Genomic DNA, 15,091 nt, shown 5'->3' on the forward strand with positions numbered 1-15,091 from the left:
GCGAACCGACCAAGAAGGCCTGGATGTGTCCTTGACCACCACGGCACTCGCGATTATGGTCGGCCAAGCGCTTGCTTGATTGCGACCCCCTTGAGGGTTCTGAACGGGCATACGGGAGGTTCGGTTTGGAGACATTCGCCGAGGTAGTGCGATCGCGCGCCGCCGACGACAACATCGGGCTGCGTTTCGGCGCCGACTCGTGGACCTGGGCCGAAGTGGTCCAGCAGGCGGCCGACCGGGCCGCCGTGCTGCGCCGGATCCCTGAGCCGGAGGGCCGTCAGAGGCACATCGGTCTGCTGCTGGAGAACGTGCCGGACTACGTGTTCTGGCTCGCCGCGGCGGCACTGAGCGGCGCGGTCGTGGTCGGGATCAACCCGACCCGGCGCGGCAGTGAGCTGGCCCGCGACATCCGGCACACCGACTGCGACCTGATCATCACCGAGGATGCCCTGGCCGGCCTCGTCGCGGACTTGGACCACGGCGTCGGCACCGTCTGGAACATCGACAGCCGCGACCACCTCGACCTGGTCGACGCGCACCGGGGTGCGCCGCTGCCCGACCTCCTGCCACCGCCGGACGCGACGCTCCTGCTGCTGTTCAGCTCCGGCTCGACCGGCACGCCCAAGGCGGTCATCTGCTCGCAGCGCCGGTTCGCGTTCCTCGCCGAGACGCTGACCACCCGCACCGAGCTCACCCGTGACTCGGTCGCGTACCTGTGCATGCCGCTGTTCCACGGCAACTCGGCCATGATGAACTTCGCCCCGGCGATGTGGGCCGGCGCCACGGTCTGCCTGTCCCGCAAGTTCTCGGCGTCCGGCTTCGTCCGCGACATCCACCGCTACGGCGTCACCTTCGTCAACTACGTCGGCCGCGCGCTGTCCTACGTGCTGGCGCAGCCGGAACGCCCGGAAGACGCCACCAGTTCGTTGCGGCTGGCCATCGGCACCGAGGCGTCCGCCGCCGACATCGCGCGGTTCACCGCCCGGTTCGGCTGCCGGGTCTCCGAGGGCTACGGCCTGAGCGAAGGCGTGCTGCGGATCAACCGGACCCCGGACAGCCCGCCCGACGCGCTCGGCCTGCCCGTACAGGGCGCGGACGTCCGGGTACTGGACGAGGAGACCGGCCGGGAGTGCCCGCCCGCCGAACTCGACGAGCACGGCAGGCTGCTCAACGCGGAGGCCGCCATCGGGCAGATGGTGGCGATCGGCCGTGCCCACACGTTCGAGGGCTATTACCGCAACCCCGGCGCGCACGCGGAACGGGTGCGGGGCGACGACTTCTGGACCGGCGACCTCGCCTACCGGGACCCGCGGGGCTTCTTCTACTTCGCCGGTCGCTCCTCCGACTGGCTGCGGGTCGACAGCGAGAACTTCTCCGCCGCACCGGTGGAACGGCTCCTGGAACGCTGGGAGGCGGTCGCGGTGGCGCTGGTCTACGCGGTGCCCGATCCCCGCACCGGCGACCAGGTGATGTGCACGCTCCAGCTGCGTCCCGGCGCCGAGTTCGACGCGGCCGGGTTCACGAGCTTCCTTGATGCGCAGCCGGACCTGGGCACCAAGTGGCGGCCGAGGTTCGTACGCCTGATCGAGGAAGTGCCTACGACCGGGAACAGCAAGGTCGCCAAGACCGTGCTGCGCCGTGCCGGCTGGCGGACCACCGACCCGGTGTTCCTCCGCGTCGAAGGGGACACCGGCTACCGGCCGCTGGACCAGGACGCGCGTGAACGGCTGGAAGAGGAGTTCGCACGACACGGTCGGCGCGCACTGCTGCCCGTTGCCACGTGATCCGTTCCGCACCCGCCCCCGCAGGTTCGGTCACCACGAGAGGATCCGGATGTATCTGGAGTACACGCCGCCGCAGCAGGAGCTGAGCCGGGAGTTGCGGGCCTACTTCAAGGCCCTGCTCACCCCTGAGGTGCGGGAGGCCATCGGCGGGACCAACGAGGACCGGCCGGCCTACCGCGAGGTGGTCCGGCAGATCGGCCGTGACGGCTGGCTCGGTCTCGGCTGGCCGGCCGCGTACGGCGGTCAGGGCCGGAGCGCGACCGACCAGTACATCCTGTTCGACGAGGTCCAGCGGGCACAGGCGCCGTTCCCGTTCGTCACCATCAACAACATCGGCCCGATGCTCCAGAGCTACGGCACCGAGGAGCAGAAGCGCGCGTACCTGCCCGGCATGCTCACCGGCGACGTGGTCTTCGCCATCGGCTACAGCGAGCCGGAGGCGGGCACCGACCTCGCGTCGTTGAGCATGAAGGCCGAACTCGTCGGCGATGAGTGGGTCATCAACGGCACCAAGGTGTTCACGAGCGGTGTGAGCCAGGCCGACTACGTGTGGCTGGCGTGCCGCACCGACGTGGACGCGCCGAAGCACAAGGGAATCACCATCCTCATCGTGCCGACGGACTCCGACGGGTTCAGCTGCACGCCGATCGCCACGTCGGGCATCACGCACACCAACGCCTCGTACTACAACGACGTGCGCGTGCCACGAGACAGCGTGGTCGGCGAGGTGAACGCCGGCTGGAAGCTGATCACTTCCCAACTCGGCCACGAGAGGGCCGGGCTGGCCGCGATGGGCGGACGCACCGAGCAGCTGTGGCACGACGTCGCCGAGTGGTGCCGGGAGACCGGCGCGGACGAGCCGTGGGTCCGCCACGACCTGGCCCGGAGTTACGCGCGGGTCGAGGCGATGCGGCTGCTCAACTGGAAGCTCGCGATGGTCCCCGAAGGGGAGAACCCGGCGCCCGCCTCCGCCTCGGTGGCCAAGGTGTTCGGCACCGAGGTCCACGACGAGGTCTGCCGCGCGCTGGTCAGCGCGGTCGGCCCGGCGGCGACCAGGCGGCCCGGTTCGCCCGGCGCGGCGCTCGGCGGTCGGCTGGAGGCCCTGACCAGGGGCTCCTACATCAACACCTTCGGCGGCGGCACCAACGAGGTGCTGCGCGACATGATCGCGGTGACCGGTCTCGGCATGCCGCGCAAGGGCCGGTGATCGCGATGGGCACCGTGCTGGGCGCGGACATCGCCGCCGACGAGTTCCTGGCCCTGTTGAAGGCGTTCGCCGGCCAGGACGCCACTGCGGTCCGGCACGCGCCGGAACCGGTGAACCGGCCGATGATCCGGCAGTTCGCCGAGGCGATGGGCGACGAGAACCCGGTGTACCTGGACGAGGACGCGGCCCGCTCGACCGGGCGGCGCGGGATCGTCGCACCGCCCGCGATGCTGTCCACCTGGCTGATGGTCGGCTACAAGGCCCACCGGGCGGCACTGGAGCAGGGGCCTCCCGACTCTCCGATGACCAGGCTGCTCGCGCTGCTGTCCGAGGCCGGGTTCACCGGCGTGGTCGCCACCGACGACGAGCACGAGTACGTCCGCGAGCTGGAGGTGGGCGACCGGTTGTCGATGGCCACCGTCATCGAGGACGTCTCGCCGCGCAAGCGGACCGGTCTGGGTGACGGACACTTCATCACCACCCTGCGCACCTACACCGACCAGCACGGCGAGATCGTGGCCCGGCAGCGGTTCCGCATCCTGCGGTTCGCGCCCCGGACGGCGAACACCTCGCCGATCGGGCTGAGGCCCAAACCGTTCATCCTGCGGGACAACGAGTTCTGGTTCGAGGCGGCACGTGACCGCCGGCTGGTCATCCAGTGCTGCACGGACTGCGGCGCGCTCCGGCACCCGCCCTCGCCCGCTTGCCCGCAGTGCCGCTCCTTCCAGTGGCACGAGGCGCCTTCAGCCGGGCGCGGCACCGTGCACAGCTACGTCACCAGCCACCACCCGAAGGCGCCCGGTTTCGACTACCCGCTCACCGTCGTGCTGGTCGACCTGGACGAGGGCACCCGGCTGGTCGCCGACTTCGCCGGTGAGTCCGACGTGCGGATCGGCACGCGGGTGGAGATCGAGTGGATCGAGTACGACCCGGAGCTGGTGCTGCCCCGGTTCCGCGCAGTCGAGGAGAACGCCTGATGGATTTCCGACTCTCCGAGGACCAGACGACCGTCGTGGCGCTCGCGCGCGGGGCGTTCGAGCGCCGGTCCGATCCGCTGCGAACGGCCGGGATCGAGGCGACCGCCGACCGGTTCGATCGGCAGCTCTGGCAGGAGCTGGCAGACAGCGGCGTGCTCGGGCTGGCCGTGCCCGAGGACCAGGGTGGCATCGGGCTGGGGATGGCCGAGTTCGCGCCCGCGCTGCTCGAACAGGGGCGCACGCTCGGCATGGTGCCGCTTTGGGAGACGGTCGTGCTCGGCGTGCTGCCGATCGCCCGGTACGGCGACGAGAAGCAGCGCGACACCTGGCTGCGGCGGGTCGCCGAGGGCACGGCCGTGCTCACCGCCGCGCTCGAACAACCCGGGCAGGTTCCGCTGCACGCGACTGACTCCGGTGACGGCCCCAGGCTCACCGGCGTCAGCCCTGGCGTACCGGGAGGGCACCTCGCCGACGCGGTCGTCGTGCCCGCCCGCACGACCGGCGGGACCGTCGAACTGTTCCTGGTCCCCACCGACCTGCCGGGGGTGACCCGGCACCGGGTGGAACGCACCGACCGAGGCATCGCGACGGACCTGGAACTGGTGGACGTGCCCGCCGAACGGCTCGGCGCGGGACCGGAGGAGGACCGGCTGGAGTGGCTGCTGCGCCGAGCCTGGGTCGGCCTCGCGGCGATCCAGCTGGGTGTGAGCCAGGCGTCGGTGCGCCAGGCAGCGGACTACGTCGCGCAGCGCCACCAGTTCGGCGTGCCGCTGGCCACCTTCCAGGCCGTGGCGCACCAGGCGGCCAACTGCCACATCGACACCGAGGCGATGGAGGTCACCTTCTGGAATGCCCTGTGGCGACTGGAAACCGGCCGCGACGCGACCGCCGCCGTGCACGTCGCCAAGTGGTGGGCCGCCGACGCGGGCGACCGGGTGGCGCGCACCGTCCAGCATCTGCACGGCGGGCTCGGCGCGGACATCACCTATCCGATCCACCGCTACATGCTGTGGACCACGCAACTGGCCAACACCCTCGGTTCCGCCGCCTGGCACCTGCACCGGATCGGCGGGCACGTGGCGGGAGGCGCGGCGTGAACCGGGAGGTGGTCGCCGTGGGCGACGTGCTGCCGGAGCTGGCGGTCCCGATCACGCGGACGCTGATAGTGGCGGGCGCGCTGGCCACCCGGGACTACGAGGACGTGCACCACGACCCGCAGCGAGCGGTGGAGCGCGGCACACCGGACACCTACATGAGCATCAACAACACCAACGGACTCGTCGGCCGCTACGTCACCGACTGGGCCGGCCCGGCGGCCAGGCTGACGAAGCTCAAGACCCGTCTCGGCGTGCCGAACTTCCCCGGCGACACGATGACGTTGACCGGCGAGGTGGTCGCAGTGGACGGGGACACGGTCCGGATCGCGGTGCGCGGCACCAACAGCAAGGGTGCCCACGCCCTGTCGGAGATCACCGTGCTGCTGCCGGAGGCGACACCATGACGTCCGATTTCCTGTCACGCAAGGCAGCCATCGCCGGCATCGGCGCGACCGAGTTCTCCAAGGACTCCGGCCGCAGCGAGCTCCGGCTCGCGGCGGAGGCCGTGCTGGCCGCGCTGGAGGACGCCGGCATCACCCCGGCCGAGGTCGACGGCATGTCGACGTTCACCATGGAGACGAACTCCGAGAACATGGTCGCCCGCACACTGGGCATTCCGGAGTTGACGTTCTTCAGCCGCATCCCGCACGGCGGCGGTGGTGCGTGCGGCCCCGTGCAGCAGGCCGCCATGGCGGTGGCGACCGGTGTCGCGGACGTCGTCGTGGCCTACCGGGCGTTCAACGAGCGGTCCGGCGTGCGGTTCGGTCTCGGCCCGCCGCCCGGCAGGACCGCGGGCACCACGGAGAACGAGTACCGCGGCTGGGTCAACCCCTATGGCCTGCTCACCCCCGCGCAGCACACCGCGATGATCGCCCGGCGGTACATGCACGTGTACGGGGCCACCAGCGAGGACTACGGCCGGGTCGCGGTGGTCACGCGCAAGCACGCCGCGGCCAACCCGCGAGCCTGGTTCCACGGCAAGCCCATCACGCTGGCCGACCACCAGGCGTCGCGGTGGATCGCCGAGCCGCTGCACCTGCTGGACTGCTGCCAGGAGACCGACGGCGGTCAGGCGGTCGTGGTCGTCAGCGCCGAACGGGCGCGTGACCTGCGGCAGCCACCGGCGATCATCACCGCCGCGGCCCAGGGCAGCGGACCGGACCAGTACCCGATGACCAGCTACTACCGGCCGGACCTGACCCGCATCCCCGAGGTCGAGCTGTGCGCCAGGCAACTGTGGGCGCAGTCGGGCCTCGGCCCCGCCGACATCGACGCGGCGATCCTCTACGACCACTTCACCCCGTACGTGCTCAACCAGTTGGAGGAGTACGGGTTCTGCGGGCGCGGTGAGGCCAAGGACTTCATCGCCGACGGCCACCTCGAAGTGGACGGCGCGCTGCCCACCAACACCCACGGCGGACAGCTCGGCGAGGGCTATCTGCACGGCACCAACGGGATCGCGGAAGGCGTCCGGTTGATCCGCGGCACGTCCACCACCCAGCCCGCGAACGTTTCCAACGTCCTGGTCACCGCGGGCGTCGGGGTGCCGACCAGCGCCCTCGTGCTGTCCGTGGACCACTGATCCACGCCGAACGATAGGGAATCCCGATGATTGTCAGCAGAAAGGCGAGACGACGTGGTCTCGCACTGGCCGTTGTGGCGGTGTTCGCGCTCGCGGGTTGCACGGGAGGAAACGCCGCCTCGACGGCGCCGCCCCCGAACTCCGAGGCCGACATCGACCCGGACGCGATCCTCAGGTTCAGCTCGGCCGCGCCGCTGCCGCTGCTGGACCCGGTGTTGCAGCCCTCGTACGGACTCCAGGGCTACCTCGCGCTGGTCTACGACCGGCTGACGATGATCGACAAGGACAACCGGGTCATCCCCGGCTTGGCGACCGAGTGGAAGTTCGCTCCGGACGGCACGCACCTGGAGGTGAAGCTGCGGTCGGACGTGAAGTTCCACGACGGCACCGTGTTCGACGCGGCGGCCGTGAAGGCGAACATCGACCGCGGCAAGAACTTCCCCGGCAGCACGGTGAAGGCCGCGCTGGCCGACATCACCGCCGTCGAGGTGGTGGACCCGACCACGGTCCGGCTGGCGCTGGCCAAGGGCACGGGCGTGCAGCTGCCCAGCTCGCTGGCGACGAACGCGGGCATGATGGTGAGCCCGAAGGCGATCGGCGATCCGGCCTCGGACCTGTCCAGCAAGCCCGGTAACGCGGGTTCCGGGCCGTACGTGGTGTCCGAGTTCGTGCCGCAGGAGAAGCTCGTCGTGAAGAAGGCCCCGGGCTACTGGGACCCGAAGGCGGGAAGGCTCGCCGGCATCCAGCTCGAACGGGTGCCGGAGGCCAGCACCCGGCTCAAGGGCGTCCAGACCGGGCAGACGGACCTGTCGTACGTCAGCTCGGCCAACGACCTGGCGCAGGCCAAGCAGCTGTCCGAGACCGGTCAGCTGAACTTCCTCCCGGTGACCTACCGCAACGTGATCGGCGTCTACCTCCGGGCCGGTCGAGGCGACCTGGTCAAGCCCGAGGTGCGCCAGGCGATCGCGCACGCCATCGACCCGGAGGCCGTCAACGCGCTGTTCTCGGGCATGTGCGCGCCGCATCGCCAACTGCACCCCGACGGCGAGTGGCCGGCGATCAAGAACTACAAGTACCCCTATGGCTTCGACGCGGCCAAGGCCAAGTCACTGGTCACGGCCGCGGGCGGGGCCAAGGTGGACATCACGTTCGCCGCGGGCACCAACGCCGAGCAGCCGGCCAACGTGGTGCAGGGCGCGCTGGCCGCGGCGGGGATCGACGCCAATCTCAACCCGGTGCCCAACTCGGAGAGCGAGGCCCGGTTCATCGCGGGCGACTTCGAACTGCTGGTCGCCTCGTCGATGAGCCCGAAGATCGACCCCGCCGACACGGTGAACACCTTCCTGCTCGGCACGTACAAGCTCGCCGCCAAACCCGCTCTGGTCCAGGACCTCGCGGCCGAGGCGGGCGACCCCGCCCTGTCCCAGGAGCAGCGCGCGCCGCTGTACGAGCGGATCTGGGCCACCACGCTCGAAGAAGCCTGGTACGTCCCGATCTGCAGGCTCACCAACGCCGCCATCTCCAACAACAAGGTCATGTTCGTCGACGACGTGCCGTGGGCCGACATCGGTATCTGGGACCTGCGCAACGTGGCCATGAGGAAGGGCTGACCGCTCGCGCGGTCGACGGCCACCCCCACCACCCCGAGTCAAGGAACACACCATGCTGCGATACGCAGGCAGGCGACTTCTGGCGGCGATTCCGCTGCTGCTCGTGGTACCACTGCTGGTCTTCCTGTTGATCGACCTGGCACCGGGCGACCAGGCGGTGGTCCTCGCGGGCGAGGAACCGACCCCGGAACGCATCGCCGCGATCCGGGAGCAACTCGGTCTGGACCAGTCCGTCGTGGAGCGGTACCTGCGGTGGGTGGCCGGAGCGGTGCAGGGCGATCTGGGCCGTTCGTTCATGTCCGATCAGTCCGTCACCGACCTGCTGGTGCGGCGGATGTCCACCACGATGTCACTGGTACTGGTGGCGATGGTGATGGCGGTGCTGATCGGCGTTGTCCTGGCGGTCGCGTCGGCCATGCGGCCCGGCGGGTTCCTCGACCGGGCGGCGAACTGGCTCGCCTCGATCGCCATCGCGATCCCGGCGTTCTGGTTCGCCCTCGTGCTGGCTTCGCTGTTCGCGGTGACCTACCAGCTGTTCCCGGCGTTCGGGTACCAGCCGCTGTCGGCGGGCTTCGGGCCGTGGCTGTCGCACCTGTTCCTACCAGGACTGGCGCTCGGCCTGCTGCCGGCGGCGGAGGTCACCCTGCAGTTGCGTTCGGCGCTCGGGCAGGTGCTCAAGTCGGACTTCATCCTCAACGCCGAGGCGAAGGGGATGAGCCGGGCCACCGTCGTGCTGAAACACGGTCTGAAGAACGCCGCCATCCCGGTGATCACGGTGTTCGGCTTCCGGGTGTCGGAAGTGCTCGCGGGCACCGTCACCATCGAGCTGATCTTCAACATGCCGGGTCTGGGCCGGCTGGCGGTGGACAGCGTGCAGAGCCGGGACATCCCGGTACTGCTGGGTTTCGTGCTGTTCTCCACAGTCGTGGTCGTCCTGGTGAACCTCCTCGTCGACGTCTCCTACGGCTACTTCAACCCGAAGGTGCGGACATGACAACGCCGACCACCGGGCGACCGACGATCCTGCGTGGCGTCCTGCGGCGCAGGTCGACGGTGTTCGCCGCCGTCTTCATCGCCTTGCTGGTGCTCGTCGCGGTCCTGGCACCGTGGATCGCGCCCTACGAGCCCAACGCGCAGAACCTGCTGGTGCGGTTGCGCGCACCCAGCGCCGAGCACCTGCTCGGCACCGACGACTACGGCCGGGATGTGCTGAGCCGCTTGATGTTCGGCGCGCGGGTGTCGCTGTGGGCGGCGCTTCAGGCGGTCGCCGTCGCGTTCGTCCTCGGTCTGCCGCTCGGTCTGCTCGCCGGCTACCGCGCCGGCTGGGTCGGCGTGGTGCTGACCCGCCTCATGGACGCGTTGATGAGCGCACCGTCCCTGGTTCTGGCCATCACGATCGTGGCGGTGCTCGGCGCCGGCATCACCAACGCGATGCTGGCCGTCGGGCTGGTGATGGCGCCCCGCTTCTTCCGCGTGGCGCGCGCGGCCACCATGGACATCCGCCACGAGACGTACATCGAGGCTTCGGTGACGTTGGGGTGCAGCACATTGCGCACCACGATGCGGCACATCCTGCCCAACGTGCTGCCACCGATCGTGCTGGTGATGTCGGTGTCGCTGGGCAGCGCCGTCGCCGCCGAGGCAGGCCTCAGCTTCCTGGGCCTCGGCGTCCGGCCGCCCGGCGCCAGCTGGGGTTCGATGCTGTCCACCGCGTCGTCCAACATGTCGTTGGCGCCGCACCTGGTCTGGCCGCCCGGCGTGATGATCTTCCTGACCGTGCTCGCGTTCACGTACCTCGGCGACGGCGTGCGGCGGGCGCTGGTGCGCAGCCGGTCCGGCGGAAACGGAGACTGATATGACCGACGACGTTCTTCTGGACGTGCGCGACCTCACGGTCGAGTTCCCCGACGACACCGGCCGAGGCTGGGTCCGTGCGGTGGAGGGGGTGACGTTCAGCCTCCGGCGGGGTGAGGCGATGGCGTTGGTCGGGGAGTCGGGCTCAGGCAAGACCGTGACGTCGCTGGCGGTGATGGGCCTGACCGGGGCGACCGGCGGCCGGATCACGGCAGGCACCGTGACGTTCGACGGCGAGGAGCTCACCGGCGGAGACGCGAAGCGCTGGCGGCGGTTGCGCGGCCCCGGCATGGGCATGATCTTTCAGCAGCCGAGCCGCAGCCTCAACCCCGCGTACCCGGTCGGTGACCAGATCGCCGAGTCGGTCCGCCGCCACCTCGGCCTGAACCGCAGGCAGGCGCGGGCACGCGCGGTGGAGATGCTGGAACTGGTGCAGATACCCCGTGCGGCGCAACGGGTGGACGAGTACCCGCACGCGTTCAGCGGTGGCATGTGCCAGCGGGTGATGATCGCGATGGTGATGGCGTGCAACCCGCGCCTGCTGATCGCCGACGAACCGACCACGGCGCTGGACGTGACCGTGCAGGAGCGGATTCTGGAGCTGCTGCGCGACCTGCGCGAGCAGACCGGTGTCTCGCTGCTGTTCGTCAGCCACGACCTGGCGGTGGTCGCGGAGCTGTGTCAGGAGGTGGTCGTGATGTACGCGGGCGAGATCGCCGAGCGGGGCACCGCCTCCGAGGTGTTCTACCGGCCGCGCCACCCGTACACCGCCGGTCTGCTCGCGGCCATCCCGAACGCCCGGCACCGGACCGCCGACCGGCGGCTGGTGGCGATCCCCGGCGGCATCCCGGCACCGGGCGGCTGGCCCGTGGGGTGCCGCTTCCACGACCGGTGCTCGTTCAGCGAGGCGGGCCGGTGCGACACGACGCACCCACTGTTGGACGTTGACCGCGCGCGCTGCCTGCGGGCGCCGGAGATCCGGTTGGAAGGGGTGGTGATCTGATGGCGCTGCTGGAGGTGTCGGGACTGTCGAAGTCCTTTTCGTCCGGGCGAAACCTGCTCGGCAGGCGGACCGGGTGGACGCACGCGGTCAAGGACGTCTCGTTCGACCTCGGCAAGGGCGAATGCCTTGCGGTGGTGGGAGAGTCCGGGGCCGGGAAGTCGACCGTCGGCCGGATGGTGCTGCGGTTGGTCGAGGCGGACGCCGGCACGATCACGTTCGACGGCGTCGACGTGCGCGGACTCGGTGGCACGCGGTTGCGCGCGCTGCGCCCGCGGATGCAGATGATCTTCCAGGACCCGTACAGCTCGCTCGACCCGCGCATGACGGTCGCCGACGCCGTGGCCGAGCCGCTCGTGGTGCACACCGACCGCGACCGGGCGACGCGGACCAGGGACGTGGCCCGGCTGCTCGACCGGGTCGGCATCGGCAGCCGCTACCTCGCCCGCTATCCGGCCGAGCTGTCCGGTGGCCAGTTGCAGCGGGTCGCGATCGCCCGCGCGCTGACCCTGGAGCCGAGCCTGATCGTCTGCGACGAACCCGTTGCGGCACTGGACGTCTCGGTCCGCGCGCAGGTCCTCAACCTGCTGCGGGACCTGCAGGAGGAGCTCGGCCTGGCCTACCTGTTCGTCTGTCACGACCTGGCGCTGGTCGAGGTGATCGCCGACCGGGTGCTGGTCATGGCGGCGGGGGAGATGGTCGAGCAGGGCGCGGTCGAGGAGATCTTCTCCTCGCCCCGGCACGACTACACCCGGCGGCTGCTCAAGGCGATCCCGGTGCCCATTCCCCGCGACCGCCACGGCAAGTTCCTGACCCCGCCCGACTACGTGGTCACGCCGTGAACGGCGCATCGGGGCCGCAGTCCGCGGTGCCCGTTCCGGTGGTGACCGAGGACAACGCGTTCTGGTTCGCGGCGGCCCGTGAAGGCAGGCTGGTGATCCAGCGCTGTGTGCCGTGCGGCGAGTTGCGCCATCCGCCCGCTCCGACGTGCGCCCTCTGCCGGTCGTTCGACTGGGACTGCGTCGAGGCGTGCGGCCGGGGCACGCTGCACAGTTACGCGATCGCCTACTACCCGAAGGATCCGGCGTTCGACTACCCCCTGGTGATCGGCCTCGCCGAACTGGCCGAGGGTGTGCGGATCGTCGCGGACATGCCCGGCGCGGACCCGTCGCGGATCGCGATCGGCCTGCCGGTGGAGGTCGTGTTCGCTCCCCACTACCGCGGCGAGCTGCTGCCGACGTTGCGCGAGGTGCGGTCATGACGTTGTCCGGGGTCGCGGCCATCGCGGGCATCGGCGCGACGGAGTTCTCCAAGAACTCCGGTCGCAGCGAGTGGCGGCTGGCGTGCGAAAGTGTGCTGGCCGCGCTGGCCGACGCCGGTTTGCCGCCGGAGGACGTGGACGGCGTCTCGCTGTTCACGATGGAGAACAACCCGGAGATCGCGGTCGCGCGGGCACTCGGCATCCCCCGGCTGAGGTTCTTCAGCCGGATTCCGCACGGTGGTGGCGGCGCGTGCGCCCCCGTGCAGCAGGCCGCGATGGCGATCGCCACCGGTGTGGCCGAGGTCGTGGTGGTCTACCGGGCATTCAACGAGCGGTCCGGCAACCGGTTCGGGGCGGGACCGCCGCCGTTCGCCTACCAGGCGACCACCGACCAGGAGTACCGCAACTGGATCAACCCCTACGGCCTGCTGACCCCGGCCCAGCAGGAGGCCGTCGTCGCCCGCCGGTACATGCACGAGTTCGGCGCCACGACTGAGGACTTCGGCCGGATATCGGTGCTGGCGCGTAAGTACGCCGCCACCAATCCGAAGGCCTGGTTCTACGGCAAACCGATCACCCTGGCCGACCATCAGGCGTCCCGCTGGATCGTGGACCCGTTGCGGCTGCTGGACTGCTGCCAGGAGACCGACGGCGGCCAGGCGTTGGTGATCACGAGTGTGGAGCGGGCACGGGACCTGCGGCACCCGCCCGCCGTGATCCGGGCCGCCGCCCAGGGCATCGGTCCGCAGCAGATCTCGATGAGCAGCTTCTCCCGGCCCCGGATCGACGATCTGCCCGAGGTCCGGGTCTGCGCCGAGCAACTGTGGCAGCAGAGCGGACTGCGTCCGGCCGACATGGACGCCGCGATCCTGTACGACGCGTTCACCCCCATGGTGTTGCTGCAGCTGGAGCAGTACGGATTCTGCGGCCGGGGCGAGGGAAAGGACTTCGTCCGGGACGGACACCTCGAACTGGACGGCTCGCTACCGGTGAACACCAACGGCGGCCAACTGGGTGAGGGTTACGTGCACGGCGTGAACGGCATCGCCGAGGGGGTCCGGCTGGTCCGCCGCACGTCGGTCAACCAGCCCGTCCGCCCGGTCGACCACGTGCTGGTGACCGGTGGCTCGCCGGTGCCGACCAGCGGCCTGGTGCTCGGAGTGGACCGGTGACCACGCCGCTGACCTCACGCCAGGTCTTCTTCGCCTTTCCCCGGATCTCGGACCCGGCCCGCCACCACGACTACAACGCCTGGCACCAGCTTGACCACCGCCCGGAGAACCTGGCGCTGCCCGGCGTCGTCCACGGGGACCGCTGGGTTCGCTCGCCGGACTGCGCCGCGGCCGGCCAGGCTCCGTCGCCCCTGCTCTCGAGCTTCCACTACCTGGCGATGTACTGGTTCGCCGAACCGGCATCGCGTTCGATCGAGGAGTGGAAGGCACTCGGGGAGAGCACCCGCCGCGCGGGTCGTCGTCCCGACCTGGCCTACACGACGCGCCCGCTGCTGGGTTTCTTCCGGCCGCTGCGCGGAGTTGTGCACCCGCGCGCCGGTATCTCCGCCGCCGCACTGCCGTTCCGGCCGCACCGTGGCGTCCACGTGACGGTGACCGACCCGCAGGGGGCCGATCCACCGGACCTCGCCCAGGTGCTCGAGCTCGACGGCGTGCTGGGTGGCTGGACGTTCGACAGCGAGGCGGTGAGTGCCGAGGGCCTGGACGGCACGCGGCGACCGCTGTCGGCGTCGCTCCGAGTCACGCTGTACTACCTGGACCGCGACCCGGTCGCGTTCGCCCCACCGCCCACCACCGGGGAACTGCTGCTGAGCAGCCCGCTGCGGACCATCGAGCCGTGGCGGTGGACCTGGTTCGAGGAGGCCCGATGACCGTGGACCGCGACCGCTACGGCCCGTGGGCGGTGATAGCGGGCGGCTCGGAGGGCGTGGGCGCGGCCCTGGCGCGCCGCCTTGCGGACGCTGGCGTCAATCTCGTCCTCGTCGCCCGCAAACCCGGTCCGCTGCACGACCTCGCGGACTCGGTACGGCGATCGGGCGTGCTGGTCCGGCCACTGGCCGTGGACCTTCTCGCGTCCGACGCGATCGCCGCCGTCCGGGACGCCACCGCCGGGCTCGACGTCGGGCTGCTCGTGATCAACGCGGGTGCCAACACCCACCGCGGTGAGTTCGTCGAGTCCGATCCGGCCGGAGCGCAGCGGGTGGTCGACCTCAACATCACCGTGCGGCTGGCGCTGTGCCACCACTTCGGAGCGCAACTGAAAGCGCGCGGCCGTGGCGGCATCCTCCTGATCGGGTCGCTCGCAGGCTACGTGGGGCACGCCGGGATCGGTGTCTATGCCGCCGCCAAGGCGTTCGGCCGCATCTTCGCGGAAGGGTTGTGGCTCGAACTCCAACCCCACGGCGTGGACGTGCTCGAACTCGTGCTCGGCCTGACCGACACCCCGGCGATGCGGCGCGCGGGACTCCGCCTGGTGGACGCCGACGACGCCGACGCCGTGGCTGCCGAAGGACTGGCACACCTGGGTACCGGTCCGGTCCGGGTGACCGCCGGCAACCTCGCCGCCGCGACGGCCCGCAGCGCACTCGACCGTGCGGCCGTGGTCCGCGACAACGCCGGCCGCCGGTACCGGACCTGACGCCGTGCCAACTCCGGTACCGGCCGTGCACTAGGGTCTGTATCGAAGTCTGATCCGCGATAGCCGGGCC

General features: G+C 70.5%; 15 protein-coding genes. All 15 read left to right on the forward strand.

Annotated elements, in window-relative coordinates; all coding sequences use genetic code 11:
* The first annotated feature begins 125 nt into the window (after positions 1-125).
* From IG04_RS0115590 to IG04_RS0115660, 15 genes are read left to right on the forward strand one after another with little or no spacing between them, the layout of a single operon-like run.
* On the forward strand, positions 126-1,784 hold the full coding sequence (locus IG04_RS0115590) for an AMP-binding protein (protein ID WP_030477366.1): 1,659 nt from the start codon (positions 126-128) through the stop codon (positions 1,782-1,784).
* Between the two features lie 49 nt (positions 1,785-1,833).
* Positions 1,834-2,991, forward strand: coding sequence for an acyl-CoA dehydrogenase family protein (locus IG04_RS0115595; RefSeq protein ID WP_030477367.1), 1,158 nt, complete (start codon positions 1,834-1,836; stop codon positions 2,989-2,991).
* A gap of 5 nt (positions 2,992-2,996) precedes the next feature.
* A complete protein-coding gene (locus IG04_RS0115600) occupies positions 2,997-3,968 on the forward strand; it encodes a bifunctional MaoC family dehydratase N-terminal/OB-fold nucleic acid binding domain-containing protein (protein ID WP_051770030.1) in 972 nt (323 codons plus the stop codon).
* Entirely contained in the window at positions 3,968-5,065 is a 1,098-nt protein-coding gene (locus tag IG04_RS0115605) for an acyl-CoA dehydrogenase family protein (protein WP_030477369.1), read from the forward strand. The genes IG04_RS0115600 and IG04_RS0115605 overlap by 1 nt, the downstream gene beginning before the upstream one ends.
* Positions 5,062-5,469 (forward strand): hotdog family protein, encoded by a 408-nt coding sequence (locus tag IG04_RS0115610; protein WP_030477370.1) that lies wholly within the window; start codon positions 5,062-5,064, stop codon positions 5,467-5,469. Before IG04_RS0115605 ends, IG04_RS0115610 begins: the two co-directional genes overlap by 4 nt.
* Positions 5,466-6,647 (forward strand): lipid-transfer protein, encoded by a 1,182-nt coding sequence (locus tag IG04_RS0115615; RefSeq protein ID WP_030477371.1) that lies wholly within the window; start codon positions 5,466-5,468, stop codon positions 6,645-6,647. The genes IG04_RS0115610 and IG04_RS0115615 overlap by 4 nt, the downstream gene beginning before the upstream one ends.
* Positions 6,648-6,673: 26 nt before the next feature.
* A complete protein-coding gene (locus IG04_RS0115620; protein ID WP_030477372.1) occupies positions 6,674-8,257 on the forward strand; it encodes an ABC transporter substrate-binding protein in 1,584 nt (527 codons plus the stop codon).
* 52 nt (positions 8,258-8,309) lie between these two features.
* Complete coding sequence (locus tag IG04_RS0115625; protein WP_030477373.1) at positions 8,310-9,251, forward strand: ABC transporter permease; 942 nt, start codon at positions 8,310-8,312, stop codon at positions 9,249-9,251.
* Positions 9,248-10,111 (forward strand): ABC transporter permease, encoded by an 864-nt coding sequence (locus IG04_RS0115630; protein ID WP_030477374.1) that lies wholly within the window; start codon positions 9,248-9,250, stop codon positions 10,109-10,111. Before IG04_RS0115625 ends, IG04_RS0115630 begins: the two co-directional genes overlap by 4 nt.
* Position 10,112: 1 nt before the next feature.
* Positions 10,113-11,114, forward strand: coding sequence for an ABC transporter ATP-binding protein (locus IG04_RS0115635; protein WP_030477375.1), 1,002 nt, complete (start codon positions 10,113-10,115; stop codon positions 11,112-11,114).
* The gene (locus IG04_RS0115640) at positions 11,114-11,953 is read left to right on the forward strand and encodes an ATP-binding cassette domain-containing protein (RefSeq protein ID WP_051769956.1); all 840 of its coding nucleotides are present in this window, start codon (positions 11,114-11,116) and stop codon (positions 11,951-11,953) included. The genes IG04_RS0115635 and IG04_RS0115640 overlap by 1 nt, the downstream gene beginning before the upstream one ends.
* The gene (locus tag IG04_RS0115645) at positions 11,950-12,372 is read left to right on the forward strand and encodes a Zn-ribbon domain-containing OB-fold protein (RefSeq protein WP_030477377.1); all 423 of its coding nucleotides are present in this window, start codon (positions 11,950-11,952) and stop codon (positions 12,370-12,372) included. The genes IG04_RS0115640 and IG04_RS0115645 overlap by 4 nt, the downstream gene beginning before the upstream one ends.
* Positions 12,369-13,544 (forward strand): lipid-transfer protein, encoded by a 1,176-nt coding sequence (locus IG04_RS0115650; RefSeq protein ID WP_030477378.1) that lies wholly within the window; start codon positions 12,369-12,371, stop codon positions 13,542-13,544. Before IG04_RS0115645 ends, IG04_RS0115650 begins: the two co-directional genes overlap by 4 nt.
* On the forward strand, positions 13,541-14,254 hold the full coding sequence (locus tag IG04_RS0115655; RefSeq protein ID WP_051769959.1) for a hypothetical protein: 714 nt from the start codon (positions 13,541-13,543) through the stop codon (positions 14,252-14,254). The genes IG04_RS0115650 and IG04_RS0115655 overlap by 4 nt, the downstream gene beginning before the upstream one ends.
* Positions 14,251-15,021, forward strand: a complete 771-nt coding sequence (locus IG04_RS0115660) for an SDR family NAD(P)-dependent oxidoreductase (RefSeq protein WP_030477380.1) — start codon at positions 14,251-14,253, stop codon at positions 15,019-15,021. The genes IG04_RS0115655 and IG04_RS0115660 overlap by 4 nt, the downstream gene beginning before the upstream one ends.
* The last annotated feature ends 70 nt before the right edge of the window (positions 15,022-15,091 follow it).

This window comes from Lentzea albidocapillata, assembly GCF_000719115.1.
Taxonomy (GTDB): Bacteria; Actinomycetota; Actinomycetes; order Mycobacteriales; family Pseudonocardiaceae; genus Lentzea; species Lentzea albidocapillata.